Source organism: Ureibacillus sp. FSL K6-3587 (assembly GCF_038593165.1).
Taxonomy (GTDB): Bacteria; Bacillota; Bacilli; order Bacillales_A; family Planococcaceae; genus Ureibacillus; species Ureibacillus suwonensis.
In genome coordinates this window covers 2,793,941-2,807,321 of sequence record NZ_CP151969.1, presented here as the reverse complement: position 1 = coordinate 2,807,321, position 13,381 = coordinate 2,793,941, and the positions used below count along the sequence as shown (strand labels likewise).

The 13,381-nt window shown below is 37.0% G+C and carries 13 protein-coding genes and 1 CRISPR repeat array (1 of these 14 only partly in view); of the genes, 6 read left to right on the top strand and 7 right to left on the bottom strand.

Features of this window, described 5'->3' with window-relative positions; genetic code table 11:
* Nucleotides 1-158: direct repeats of the CRISPR family, unit length 29 nt; unit sequence ATTTACATTCCACATAGTTAATAAAGAAC; it reaches 2,022 nt to the left of the window's first position.
* A 425-nt stretch (nt 159-583) separates the two neighbouring features.
* On the top strand, nt 584-2,008 hold the full coding sequence (gene istA / locus NSS77_RS13870) for an IS21 family transposase (RefSeq protein WP_342469276.1): 1,425 nt from the start codon (nt 584-586) through the stop codon (nt 2,006-2,008).
* On the top strand, nt 2,005-2,730 hold the full coding sequence (gene istB / locus NSS77_RS13865; RefSeq protein WP_096550005.1) for an IS21-like element helper ATPase IstB: 726 nt from the start codon (nt 2,005-2,007) through the stop codon (nt 2,728-2,730). The genes istA and istB overlap by 4 nt, the downstream gene beginning before the upstream one ends.
* 170 nt (nt 2,731-2,900) lie before the next feature.
* Here istB and NSS77_RS13860 read toward each other — a convergent pair whose 3' ends face one another.
* Nucleotides 2,901-3,899 carry a WYL domain-containing protein gene (locus NSS77_RS13860; protein WP_342469275.1) on the bottom strand — a complete coding sequence of 333 codons (999 nt, stop codon included), beginning with the start codon at nt 3,897-3,899 and terminating at the stop codon, nt 2,901-2,903.
* A 146-nt stretch (nt 3,900-4,045) separates the two neighbouring features.
* Between NSS77_RS13860 and NSS77_RS13855 the strand changes: the two genes are divergently transcribed.
* Nucleotides 4,046-4,228: a hypothetical protein gene (locus NSS77_RS13855; protein ID WP_342469274.1), complete on the top strand. Its 183-nt coding sequence runs from the start codon at nt 4,046-4,048 to the stop codon at nt 4,226-4,228.
* 302 nt (nt 4,229-4,530) lie between these two features.
* Here the strand turns inward: NSS77_RS13855 and NSS77_RS13850 are convergent, their stop codons facing one another.
* Entirely contained in the window at nt 4,531-5,058 is a 528-nt protein-coding gene (locus NSS77_RS13850) for a hypothetical protein (RefSeq protein ID WP_342469273.1), read from the bottom strand.
* 19 nt (nt 5,059-5,077) lie between these two features.
* Nucleotides 5,078-5,689 carry a hypothetical protein gene (locus NSS77_RS13845; RefSeq protein WP_342469272.1) on the bottom strand — a complete coding sequence of 204 codons (612 nt, stop codon included), beginning with the start codon at nt 5,687-5,689 and terminating at the stop codon, nt 5,078-5,080.
* A 379-nt stretch (nt 5,690-6,068) separates the two neighbouring features.
* Between NSS77_RS13845 and NSS77_RS13840 the strand changes: the two genes are divergently transcribed.
* From NSS77_RS13840 to NSS77_RS13830, 3 genes are all read left to right on the top strand, one after another.
* Entirely contained in the window at nt 6,069-7,193 is a 1,125-nt protein-coding gene (locus tag NSS77_RS13840) for an IS4 family transposase (RefSeq protein WP_342469271.1), read from the top strand.
* 839 nt (nt 7,194-8,032) lie between these two features.
* Entirely contained in the window at nt 8,033-8,287 is a 255-nt protein-coding gene (locus NSS77_RS13835; protein WP_342469270.1) for a hypothetical protein, read from the top strand.
* 98 nt (nt 8,288-8,385) lie between these two features.
* Nucleotides 8,386-8,844 carry a hypothetical protein gene (locus NSS77_RS13830; protein ID WP_342469269.1) on the top strand — a complete coding sequence of 153 codons (459 nt, stop codon included), beginning with the start codon at nt 8,386-8,388 and terminating at the stop codon, nt 8,842-8,844.
* A gap of 413 nt (nt 8,845-9,257) precedes the next feature.
* Here the strand turns inward: NSS77_RS13830 and NSS77_RS13825 are convergent, their stop codons facing one another.
* The 4 genes from NSS77_RS13825 to NSS77_RS13810 all read right to left on the bottom strand — a co-directional run bounded on the left by NSS77_RS13825 (nt 9,258) and on the right by NSS77_RS13810 (nt 13,198).
* Nucleotides 9,258-11,012 (bottom strand): DNA topoisomerase, encoded by a 1,755-nt coding sequence (locus NSS77_RS13825; RefSeq protein ID WP_342469268.1) that lies wholly within the window; start codon nt 11,010-11,012, stop codon nt 9,258-9,260.
* Nucleotides 11,013-11,073: 61 nt separating this feature from the next.
* Entirely contained in the window at nt 11,074-12,057 is a 984-nt protein-coding gene (locus NSS77_RS13820; protein ID WP_342471292.1) for an ISL3 family transposase, read from the bottom strand.
* 67 nt (nt 12,058-12,124) lie between these two features.
* Nucleotides 12,125-12,355, bottom strand: coding sequence for a hypothetical protein (locus NSS77_RS13815; protein WP_342469267.1), 231 nt, complete (start codon nt 12,353-12,355; stop codon nt 12,125-12,127).
* Between the two features lie 57 nt (nt 12,356-12,412).
* The gene (locus NSS77_RS13810) at nt 12,413-13,198 is read right to left on the bottom strand and encodes a BRO family protein (RefSeq protein ID WP_203363038.1); all 786 of its coding nucleotides are present in this window, start codon (nt 13,196-13,198) and stop codon (nt 12,413-12,415) included.
* Nucleotides 13,199-13,381 lie beyond the last annotated feature (183 nt).

Here is a 13,381-nt window from a genome sequence, read left to right as displayed (position 1 = left end):
TATTTACATTCCACATAGTTAATAAAGAACAAGGAATGGGTGATGATTTTGTCTAAATTAAGACGATTTACATTCCACATAGTTAATAAAGAACCTGCTGGAAGCTAAGTCGGCGATCAAAACGGTCAAATTTACATTCCACATAGTTAATAAAGAACCCTGGTTTTGAAACTTTAAAAATACTACAGAAATAGAGAGTTTTCTGCTTAAAAGTTAATATAACATTTTACGAAATTGCAGTACATGGGAGGTTTTGCTTTTTTGTTCTCCGAGAATTAGTGCTTCAACCTTTTATTCTCAAGGATTGAAGCTGAATTTCATAAAAAAGAGGTTCACTGCAAAATTGTAAAATCATCAGACGTTATATATTAATTTAATAATGTGCTTTCAAATTAATAAATCTTGTTGACACTAAAAAAGAATTCTATTATGTGTATGGCAAAATAAAAGTGCAGAGCTTTGCAAAGGAAAAATGCAGAGTCCTGCACTAAATTTTTGTGCATAAACAAAAAAAGACTTGCCAGTCACCCCAAGTCCCACTACAGTAATTGTGTCAAGCAATTGGTAGTGGAGGTAAGAAAGGATGCTAGCAATGTCTGATATTAATTGTATCAAACATTTAAGAAATAACAAAGGTTTATCTATTTCAGAAATACAAAGAACAATGGGAATTAATTGGCGAACAGCTAAGAAGTATGCGGATGAAGATCAACTCCCTAAACAGAAATCATTTAAAAAGAAAGGGATGATGTATGAGGAAAAGTGGGGAGTAATTGTTTCAGATTGGCTTTTTGAGGATTTAAAGTTAAGGAAAAAATTAAGAAGAACAAAGAAACAAATATTTGAAGAACTAAAGGAAATGGGTTTCCAAGGTTCTTATCGTACTGTTTGTTACTTTATCTCTGAATGGATGAATACTCACCAAGAAGAAAAGGATAAAGGGTATGAAAGATTAGAACATCCTCCGGGTGAAGCTCAAGTAGACTTTGGAGTAATGGAAGCTGTACAAGATGGAGAAATTGTGGATATTCATGCTTTAGTTATGACGTTTCCTCATAGTAATGCTGGATTTGCAGTACCGTTACCAGCTGAAAATCAAGAATGCTTCTTACATGGTCTCAATATTCTTTTTAAACAGGTTGGGGGAGTACCTAAAAGGATAAGAATCGATAATTTGACCCCCGCTGTGAAGAAAAAAAGGACAAAAAATGAAGAAGCACAATTAACTGATGAATTTGTTCAATTTCAGAATTATTATGGCTTTGATGTGCAGGTATGCAATCCAAGAAGTGGCCATGAAAAAGGAAATGTTGAGAATAAAGTTGGATATATACGCTATAACTTTTTTACTTCAGCTCCAATAATGGACAGCTATGAGGGTTTAACTGATCAATTATTTCATAAATTAGAGGCGGACAGAAATAGAATTCATTATGCCAAAAACGTACGTATTGAGGACTTATGGCAGGAAGAACGGGATTATCTTCTAGCCTTACCAGAAAAGCCCTATCCTGTATTTAAAGAGCATCTTGTTAAAGTAAACAAATATAATGAAGTGAAAGTGGATCAGACGTTGGTTCATGTCCCTAAGGGTGGCAACTATAGTCAATTACAAATGATATTAACATGGGATCAATTAAAGATTGTTTCACCTAATGGGGAGATATTATTGGATGACTATCGGCCATATATGAAAAAGCGAAAAGCATTACCATGGCTTTCAATAATTAAAACATGGATTCATAAACCAAGGGTTGTAGAATATTCGCGCTATAATAAGTATTTACCGGGAAGAATTAAAGAATTTTTGTTGGTAGATAATTTAATTATTCGACGAAAACGATTAGAAGCTCTAGCTAGTTTATTAGTTTCTCATGACATGAAGAAGATTAATGAAGAGTTCTATGAATTAATTGCACAGGATAAGCTACCTAGTGATAATAATCCTTATGAAGTGGACTGGAGTAAATACGATTCATTAGCTCCTAGAGAGGAGGCTGTCAATTGAAACAGGACATTAAAGAATTGTGTAAGTCATTGAGGTTAGCTTATGTTGCGGATGTATACGAGCAAATACCGTTTGAAACTCCGAAACAATTCTTATATGGGCTACTTAAGGAGGAAATAAGATTAAGAGAAAAAGCGAGAGCAATCCGCTTGATAAAAAAGGCGAAGTTCTTAGATAAAAAGAGTTTACATGATTACGAGTGGACCGAACAACTTCGGTTCCCTCCTCACTTAACCAAAGAGGATTTGTGTAGCCTACAATTTATTGAGAATCGAGAAAATGTAGTTTTAGTTGGTTCACCCGGGACAGGGAAGACTCATTTAGCCACAGGACTAGGGAAAAAAGCTTGTGAACTAGGTTATGAGGTTCGTTTTTACCGTGTTGCCCACCTAGTTGAGGAATTAGAGCAAGCTTTACGTAACAACCGTTTATCAGCATTTAGAAAACGGATGGAGAAGGTTGATTTGGTCATTTTAGATGAAATGGGATACTTACCATTTAGTAAAGAAGGAGCTGAATTATTATTCCAAATTATATCGGAGTTTTATGAACAGAAAAGCGTAATTATTACATCTAACTTAGAATTTAGTCAATGGAACCGGATCTTTACAGATTCTCGTTTAACAGCAGCGTTAGTGGACAGGCTAATTCATCACGCCCATATCATCTCTTTTCATGGCGAGAGCTATAGACTGTCCCACGCATTGTCGAAAAGGAATTAAATGGGTGGCAAACCTCTGCATTTTTAATTGCATTTCTCTGCACTTTTCTATTGCAAAATACATTCTATTACAAAAAATTATACTGCATCGAAGTGTGATACTTGTATCTGAGAAATCAAAGAGTCTTGGAAAAGTGGAATTGATGGCTATGGCATAATACAATTTAATGTTCACTTCAACCCTCTCTTCCCATGATATTGTTCATACAACCTCTCCGCTTCCTTCTCCATCTCTTCCACCAGCCGCTTTGGATGCACCACTCTCGCATCGGCGCCCCACGAAAGTAGCCAGCGTAGCAGTCCTTTGCTGATAATGGCTCTTGTGATTAATCTGAAATGCTCGTCATCCACCCTTTTGATGTCGGCATGGAGGCCAAAGCGGTCAATCACGGCGGGAGCCAAATTATTTTTAAAAATCACTTCAATGGATGACTCTTCCCCGCCAAACATGAAAAACAACAGATTGCGATACTTGTTGATATCAAAGCCCGGCTGCACGGCAAATTTCTGTTCCAGCATGCGGATATCCCTGATCCGGTCAATCCGATAATGGTGGATACCTTCCTTTATCGTGTTATATCCAATCAAATAATACATCTCCTCATTCCAAATAATCCCATATGGATGGATGAGGTATGTTTTGGGATCCGGGCTTCCGGATAGCACAAATTCCTTCTCGGCGGAGTATCTTCCATATTGGAACTGAATGACCCGCTTTTCGGCAATGGCCTGGTGAATGGTTTGAACCGTGTTGGCAAATTGCGGACTGTCGATTTTCGCAAAGGTATGGACCAGCTGGTTCTCCAATAAAACCGCTTCATCTTCGGAAACAAAGGCTTTCAACTTTTCGATGATTTGCTGCGTTTCTTTCTCGGATATGAAACGGGCGGAAGAAATGGCATCCATCATATAGCGCAGCTCATGGATTTCAAAAAATCGATCCGCAATCCAATAATGTATAAATTGATTTCTTCCGCTTTGGCTTGTTTCCACTTTAATGAACGATTCCCCCGAAGTCAAAAACTTCAAATCATTTCGAACCGCTTTTAATCCGCCTTCAATTTGATGCATCTCCAAATATTGCAAAATATCTTCAATCGACTTCGGATGTTGTTTGGAAGAATATTTCCATAAATATTCAATAATCGCCAAGATTCGTCTATACTTCATTCAACCACCGCTTTTCCATTCATTCTTAATTCCATTATAAACAATCATTGGTTTGTTTTATAAATGTTTCAATAAATTGACATCGCAATTTCAGTACATTTTATTGTACGCAATATCATCCATTGTTGTCGAATCGGAAAGGCATAGTGATTGAATACATAGAAACGGAAAAAGGGAGTGAATTAGTTGTGACATTAGCAGAGATATGGAGACAAGAAGGATTGGAAATAGGGATGGAAATTGGAGAAGTACTGTTCGGAACTTGCACCCCGGAGATTACACCGGTGCCGGCCGTACATGAAAAAGTGCCAAAATCCGAATATTTATGATTTTGGCACTTAAATTATTGATGAAAGAATAGTTAACTGCAGATGTTTAGCCTGTCTTTTAAGAAATGGTTATACAGTACTGTTTAAACGAATATACTATTGTCAATTTACTAATATCGGGTTGATAAAAAAATGCTAACAAAAATATATAATCTTTGATTTTGACACATAATCATCAATGCTATCCAACCAATAAAAAAGGAATACCAATTGACAGACTAATTGGCATTCTAAATATACGAATCATTACAAGGTTGTTTTCCATCAATAAGGACTTGTTGTTCATCTCGAGCGGCTTACTTTTAAAATGTCACTTTGACCGGATGATTTTCTTGATAATCCATATTATCCCAAGAGAAAATATGCAAGGTCATTTCCAAGTTTTCTTTAAACTCCGGGAATTCATATCCATCCAGTTCCTCGATTTTCAACTTGGCAGTGGCCGATTTGCCCGGTGCCACCTCTTGGCTCATGACCAATAACGTCTCATCCACCATGCGTCCGTCCACAGAAACGCTCCGTGCCTGCACTTCAATGGATTCTTGCCGTTTGTTTTGAACATCGAAAACCACTTCTACCGATCTGCCCCAAATCGAATCTTCTTTCTTTACAATTTTCACAAGTGTCACTTTCACGTTATCATTATCGACAATCACTTGATTCATGTCGTTTTCATTTTCCGACGCCTGATCCGCTTGTGTTTCTTCCGCCGGTTGTTCGGTTTCCGTTTTCTCTACAGCTCCGTCCAATTTTTCCTCCGTCGTTTCACCACATGCCGTCAATGAAAGGAATAACATGAAAATCGCAAAAGGATAAAAGCATTTTTTCATCGTGATAACCTCCTATTTATTACTCTTCCATTTTCTCCAAATCTTTCGGATAATTCGCTTCGCCGATGATTTCTTTGGTCGCCTCATCTTTCACAACGAGTCTGACATTATAGTTTTCCGGATCGGCGCCGTCAAACAGCTGATACATTGCGCCCGATAGACCCAATCCAAAAACGGCGAATCCATCGAAACTGTTTTCATATTCATTTCTGTCCACCCATAACGTAAATTCAGAGAAATCCTTGTTGTATTCAACATCTTTGATCGATGCAAAATCTTCGCCATTTTTCAAATCCTCGATTGTTTCGAGCAAGGATGTTTTCATCTCGGACATCATTTCCTTATGCTTTGTTTTCGACATTTTGTAAGTAAGGGATCCGTCCTCATTCTTCGTCACTTCGATCCCTTCTTTTTCCACTTCCGCAATAGACTGATCAATATCCCCGCCTTCAAAGAAGCTGGCCGGCAATGTCACTTCCACATTGAATAACCCTTTGTCGACATTGATGCCTTCGCTATCCGTTTCCTTTTCCTGCTGTTGAGCCTCGTTTGCCTTGCCCTCCTCATCTGCATTGCACGCTGTAAGAAGGGCGATCAATAATAATAATGCTGCGAATATAAGTTTCTTCATGTTGTACCTCCATTTTTTAGATAATTACATTTTTATCATTTTTTGCCATTTTTGATAAGATTGAATCCAATTGAAATGAGGATGGAACATCTCACCTCCCAAAAGCCCTCAACGTATTGGATTTTTGGACCTCAACCATTTACGTTCAATCAAGAACGATTTCTAATGATATAATAACTGAATCCGCCATTCCTGAAAGGCCCTTTGCGTCACTTCGGGAGTTTTTTTTGATTGGAATTTTTATCACTAGCGTCGCATTAAAATAATTTAACGCCTTCAAATAAACCGAATTTTCTGAAATATAATCCAAACACAAAAAAAGCCTTTATAATGGTTGGGTGGTAGTAAACCATCCAAATCCAATACAAAGGACAAAAGCATGGATAAGTTTACACGAAAAACATCATTTGAACAATGGTTTTCACCGATTCATCGTCCATTATTTGACGACCTAGTGAAAACACATCAATTAAATCACTATACCAAGAAGCTTTATATGGCTTCATTTATGAAACTGCTTTTATATGCCCAACTCCATGAAACCGAGAGTTTACGGGCGTTGAGTGACGCTGTCTTTTTAGAAGAATTACAACGAGCAACGGGATTGGAATCGATTAGTTTTTCACAGTTAGGGAGACGAATCCATACCATCCCAACTGAGTTCTTTCAAACGATTTTTCTCGATTTAGTGGCACAAATTCACCGGAAAACCAATTTCCAAACAAGAAGAAAAGTGACAACGCCTTTGAAAATCATTGATTCGAGTACATTACCGCTTCATTTGACCAATCATAAGTGGGCAGAGTTTCGAAAAACAAAATCAGGAGTAAATCTTCACTTACGACTTGTTTTTATGGAAAAAGGACTCTCCTATCCAGATAAAGCCGTACTCACGAATGCCAACGAACATGATCGTGGTCAACTAGAAGTATTCGTGGATGACAAAGAATGCATGTACGTGTTTGATCGTGGTTACTTGGATTATAGGCGCTTTGATCAAATGACGGAAGATGGCTATTTCTTTGTGACCCGTTTGCGTAAAAACGCTGTTGTCCGAGTGTTAGAATCCTTTTCGTTACCAGAAGATTCACCCGTATTCTCTGATGAAATGGTTGTCATTGGAACACCACAAAATCGTTCTGAAAACGTGTTTCGCTTACTCAAATTGCATGATACAAAAGGAAATGAGCTTCATTTACTGACAAATCGGTTTGACATTGACGCAGATGAAATTGCAGAAACCTACCAATCACGTTGGGCAATCGAACTTTTTTTCAAATGGATGAAACAACATCTGAACATTAAAAAGTTTTTTGGTCACAGTGAACAAGCTGTACATCATCAAGTGTACGTAGCCATGATAGTGTACTGTCTGAATGTTTTAGCTCAGCTGAACACGAATAGCGAACGCAGTTACTTACAAATTAGTCGCTATTTGAAGGCTTCTTTGTGGAAATACGCTCACATTTGGTTACGAAAAATCGAAGGAAACGGCGTCCCATAAAGGGTTGTCAGTCGTTGTTACACAAGTCATAGGTTATAGTAAAAAAATGGATGTCTACTACCCTCGCTTAGGTGTTTTCGTTTTTTCTCTAAAGTCCAGAAAAAATAAAACTGAAAATTCAGACATCCTTTATGCGACGGTAGTGGGGTACTCTATACTTCAGAAATACTATGATTTATGAAATTGATTCAAGTAAAAGTGTTATGACTTTTCCCCCCTTGCCCCCACTTTTAATGGGGTGATTGTTCTTTATAATCTGCAATCTGCTTTACATTTGGTTCTGCTTCAATTTTAGAATAAGCCTATCAAAATGTCCTTCATATTTTACAAGTTGATAAAAACTGAAAATCCCCCATTATTGCCATTATAATATATTTGCTTTTCTAAGCCACTTGAAAAATTACTTACTCGACAAGAACAAAGGGGCATCAAAGGCCGCTTCATTCATTACCTATGTACACCACATTGCTATGTAGTATTTGTCACGGTTTTATATACAATCTTCTCTCGGCATACTCAACACATAATGGGCAAACTTTGATTGTCTGATTATACTCATCTTTGTAAGTTCTCATATCATTGGTTTGACGTTTACAAAAATAACATACCTTTTTCGTTGGTTTCCTTTTTTGATTTTTATTTTAAGCAGACGTTATAAAATGTAATTTCCATTTAATTCTAATATATGGTAATATATACAAAAAAGGAGGTGTGGATATGATAGATTTAATTATTGTTAAGTTCTTGGTCTATTACTAACTGGTTAATCAACAATTCTTATGTTATAGGAATTACTATTAATTATTTCAATAGTATTGAAACTAAAAGGGGGAATTACCTTGAGACTAAAAAGCTTCCTGTTTTTCTTTTCCATTTTCTTATTTTCTAATGCTTTAATGGCAAACGCTAATGAAAGTAAAACTATTGATTTACTAAAAGATGAGGAAATTACGATTTTGATTAATGATGTAGGTCTTACTGATAGTGAAATTAACGAATTTCCTGTAGAAGTTCTACATCAATTAATAAATAATAATGCAAAAAAAATCTATTTTAATCAAGAACATTTAGTTTTAGATCAAAGTAATGAATAAATAAGATTTCGCCATTAGTCAAAAAAGATACAGACATTACTGTAGGCGCAGCTGCATTTGAAGTCAAAAGTGACAGAGCTGGTCAAAAGAAACTGTATGTGTACGGTAATTTTAATTGGCTTAAAAGTCCTCCAAGTAGATGGACTGATGCACTTTCTATTGGTTGGCCGGAGTCTGCAGAGCTATCGTTTCCAATAAGTAGTAGAGGGGATATTGCACAATATGAAGCCAAATATTTATATAGGGATGGTCCATACAGTGCATTCGGATGGCAAACTGGTAAATCAGCTACACAACCTGATAAAGTTGCATCTTTATCAGGAGTAGGGTTTAGATTTAATTTAAAGAGTGGAATTGGTTTTACAGAGCACAAGGGATATGTTGGGCAATACCTTTATACTAAGAAATCACAAGGTTTATTTAATGTACTTGTGAGATATGGTCATTACACAATCTCATTATCACCATCTTTTACAGTTTACCCGTCAGTAGGTCTAGCTGTTACTCCTGTGCTTAGAAATACAACTTTAAACTCCTACGCTGTATTAAGTTGGTGATTAAAATTAATTATAATGATAAAGGTGTAATATGGGACTATTAGTTTGGTTAATCATATCTATATTATTTATATTAAGTTATTACTTCAAAATTAAATACATTGAATCAATACTAGCAGAAAGTAAACCTAATAGTAATAATTATAAAATTTTAACTATTACCCTATTCTCAGTAGGGATATTAATTATTTCTTTTTTGCTAGTAGAGCTTTTATTCTTAAATCAGTTTAGATTCTAACCTAGATTATTCACCATCAACACAAAATCCCACAGTAAAGCGGATTGAACTGCACCCCAATTATTAGTCACTATCTAACATTGGAGGTGCAGTTTTTCTATGGGGAAAATGACCGTGTCTAACTATTAGCGATCACTTCAATACAAGGAGGAACCGGTATGACTTTATTTCAAACCTACATTTCGAACACAAATGAAACTTTCCCATCGGTAATCGTTAATTTTGCATCAAACGACTTTCCTGCTTTTGATGTAAACCCTTTAATCATGGATGTAGTTCCTTTTTCCAATAAATCTGTGACCTGCTTGTCTGTTAACTTTTTCCCTAAAATCGTTCGATTGATCGTAAACTTACAACCGTTACGATAATTGCTACAACCGATAAATGTCTTTCGATCTATCATCGTTCCTTTTCGACAAGACGGACAGCTACCAAAGTGATCAGTCTGTTGTTCTTGAGCAAATGATACCGTTTCGATTTCTTGCATTGCAGCTGGTGCGGTTTCTAACAAATCCGATATAAACCTTTTCGTCTGTGCAACGAAGACCTCTTTTGTACCGCTTCCTTCACCAATCTTTTTCAAGTAACTTTCCCACTTTGCTGTCATTGCAGGACTTGCAAGCATGGTGTTATGGATGGCTTCACAAAGAAGCTCACCCTTTTTCGTAATCGAAACTATGTTCTTGTTGATATCAATATAGCCATTCTTTTTAACTGTTTCGATAATGCTTGCACGAGTAGCTTCTGTTCCAATTCCTTCAATTTCTTTCAAAATTGCAGAATCTTCTTCATCTTCTACCATTTTCCCCGAGGTTTTCATTAAATTAATTAAGCCCCCTTCTGTATATGGTTTAGGTGGGCTGGTACAAGCTTCCTTTGAATGTAACAAACTTGTTACCTTTTCATCAACAACTACAACAGGAAGTACGGGATCGTCTTCTTTTTTCTCGATACCTTCCACTGATTTTGTAAATAACAGTTTCCACCCTTTATCAATTTCAACTTTCCCAATACTTTCAAATTCAATATCATTTACAGAAGTAAGTATTTTCGTTTCTTCATAAACATAATCTCGATGAAACATCGCAAGTGTTGTAAGTACGATTTCTTCATAAATCGATTTTTCTTCTGTTGTCAGACCGTTCAGATTCGTATCAGACGGTATAGTTTTCGTTGGAATAATTGCATAATGCTCCTGTACTTTCGAATTATCGACATAGCGTTTATTAACTTTTAAATTTACTTCAAACGTAACGTTTAACAACTCTTTATATCGTTCGAGATTCTCAACTAAATACAAAAATTCATTTTCCGTAATATAATTGGAGTCGGTACGTGGATAAGTAACTAATTTCTTCTCATATAAAGATTGCATCACTTCTAATACTTTTGCAGGACTATACTTCCACTTTTTATTGGCAACCGTTTGTAACGTTGATAACGAATGCAATTTAGGAGATTTTACACGTTTTTCTTTCTTCTCAACAGAGACAACCATACCACTTATTTCTGAATCAAGTAAACAACCGTTGTCCTCAACAAATGATTGTAATGGTTCAATCGTATCCGTTCGAATGTTTTTAGCTTTCCCCATATACATACCGTTTGCTGTTTTAAACTCACCAACTAGTTCAAAAAATGGTTTCGAAACAAACTGTTCGATTTCCTTTTGGCGCTGATAAATGAGATAACATAAAGGGCTCTGAACACGCCCAACCGACAACGTCATATTCACACCTTTTTCATGCATTAACAAGCTATATAATTGACTGGCGTTCATCCCAACGAGCCAATCACTGATTTGACGAGCCTTTGCTTCTTCATACATCAATAAGTCTTTTGAATTATCCAATAAGCTATTAAAACCTTTTCTTACTTCTTCTACTTCTAGCGAATTAATCCATAAACGTTTAATCTTCTTATTTTTCACGTCCGTCTTATTCAAAATAGAATAAAAAATAGGGTAATCGGATTAGTGAGTTGAAAGAGGGTTAAAACTCTCCCTCTTCCATCGCTCTCACTAAAGTTGAAATGTCTGCTCCAAGTGTAACTGGTGGCCACTGTGCAATGTCATCCCAAAAGTTTCCGTAGTTGGACATTACGTTGCCAAATGCACCTGTCATATCCGAGCGTTTAGAATGACGTGTCTTACGTTGTTTCCTAAAGCCCTCAGTAAACAGTATTTTGGCTCTAAGGGCTTCAAAGGAGTAACCCCTACCCATTCGATTACAATGGCGTATGAGGCTATTTAAGCCTTCTGTGTATGCGTTGGTAAGTTTCTTAGGACTATCAAAGTACGCAAAGAACTCTTCTTCCCAATTCTCAGAAGCAGTAATGAGTTCTTGGAAGTGGGGTTTAAGTTCCTTTGGTATCTTTTGTTTCCATGATTGAAACTTGTGATAGGCTTCGACTTTTTTCTCTAAGTCCCATATGTCAAAGAGTTCCTCTTTTAGTTCATAGGCTTCGGCTAATAGAGGGAAGTATCCAGTCCATGTTTCCAGTAGGAAAAGGTCTTCAGGTTTAAGGTCACGTTTACGAGATAAAAGAACCCATCTATCACGCATTAACTGCCTACGTTGCTTTGTAGGAAGGTCTTTCTTGTAACTCCTTCTGAACTTTTCCAGAGCTTCATTAGCCTTTTTGACAACGTGGAACTTATCTATGACTATTGTGGCCCACGGAAGCTCTTGATTCACTGCTGTTCGGTAAGGGTTCCACATATCAATAGTGACGTATTTGATTCGTTCCTTATCGGGCAAAGAACGCAGATAAGGGATAACTGTACCAAGTTCACGATTTTTCAGAATATCAATGACTGTTCTATGCTGTATGTTTGTCACAACGAATCTTGGTTTCTTTAAGATATGGATTTCATCCATACCCAACCAAGCAGGAGTTTCAAATGAAATCTCTTGTTCCAGTTCAGCCACATAGTCTCGGAAGATATTACGGACTGTTTTTTCATCAACGCCAATCTCTTCTGCAATACTTGTAAAAGTGCGTTTGAGAGAAGCGTCACGAATGTATTTAACAGTCTATTGGTCATAAAACGGACATCATCCATATCGGGCAGTGTTTCCCAAAAGGTATGACTGCATTGTTTGCATCTAAACCTTTTACGGTCAACTGTAATGCCAACACGCTTACTGTGCATGGTGGTGTCCATATAAAGCTGTTTCTTACGCCCGAATCTTTGAAAGTCGGGCGGACAACCCATAGGACAAGCAGGTGGAGACAGGATCGTCTCCACCAAGAAGTTGTAATTGTAATCATCTTCTTTCCAGTCCTTAATGTTATACAAATCTAAATTAAGCTCATTGTGCATGACTATCATTGCCCTTCTTGTTGTAATAGTTCTGTGATTTTACGTTTACCTTTCTCGTTGTATTGGAACGAGCTAACTTGCTTATCTGAATGTCGGGACTTATCGAGAACCCATATACCGTATTCATCGGTTTTTAATCCATGCTTGTTGGCGATACGACCTATTTTGTTGGCTGAAACGCCCAGAATTGCCCCTATTTGCCCTGCTGTGTAGGTTTTAGGTATTTCGGGTTTAGGAAGCATTGGAACGTCTGAAATAAGCTCTGTGGCGTTTCCTATGAGTATCTGAATCTGTTCCTTTGGGAGAATGTCTTTGAACTTGTCAGCTACATTTACGAGCAATCTCGCTTGTCTGGTCTTTGCATTACGAATACGAGCTTCTAATTCAAGTTTACGAGCTTCATCACCTTCAACCACCGTCAGTTTGGGGGCAGTTGGAGTGATTTGATAATCGCCCTTGCGAAGACCTTCCAGAACGTCATATACGAAGTCGAAGAACGCATCAGCTTTTGGTTGTCTGCTCCATCGGCAGATTTCATAGACACCTTTTGCAGTATAAAGAATAGTGTCGTAGGCTTTGCCATCAGTTGTCGTCAGTTTGGTGACAACTGAAAATTTATCTAAACGGTGCTTATAGCGTTCGTGAATCTTTTGAATCGCCTTCCTCGGTTCAGAGTATTCTAACGCTGTACCGATTTGTTCTCTGGTCATAAAGACTTCGTTATTATCGCTGTAAAAATCACATTGCATTGAACCGAAAGGAGCTGATTTAACAAGTGAAAGGTTACTCATTGATTTGCCCCCTTAAACATACTGTGATTGACCATAGTTTCTGGGTATGCTGACCAATTGACATTAGCAAGACCAAATAGCTTTTTAGATACATCAGCAGAAGCGTTAAGCAATTCTTCACATTGTCAACCATGTAAGTATAAATATTTATAAATTTATTTGTGTATTAAAAAAGACCACCTG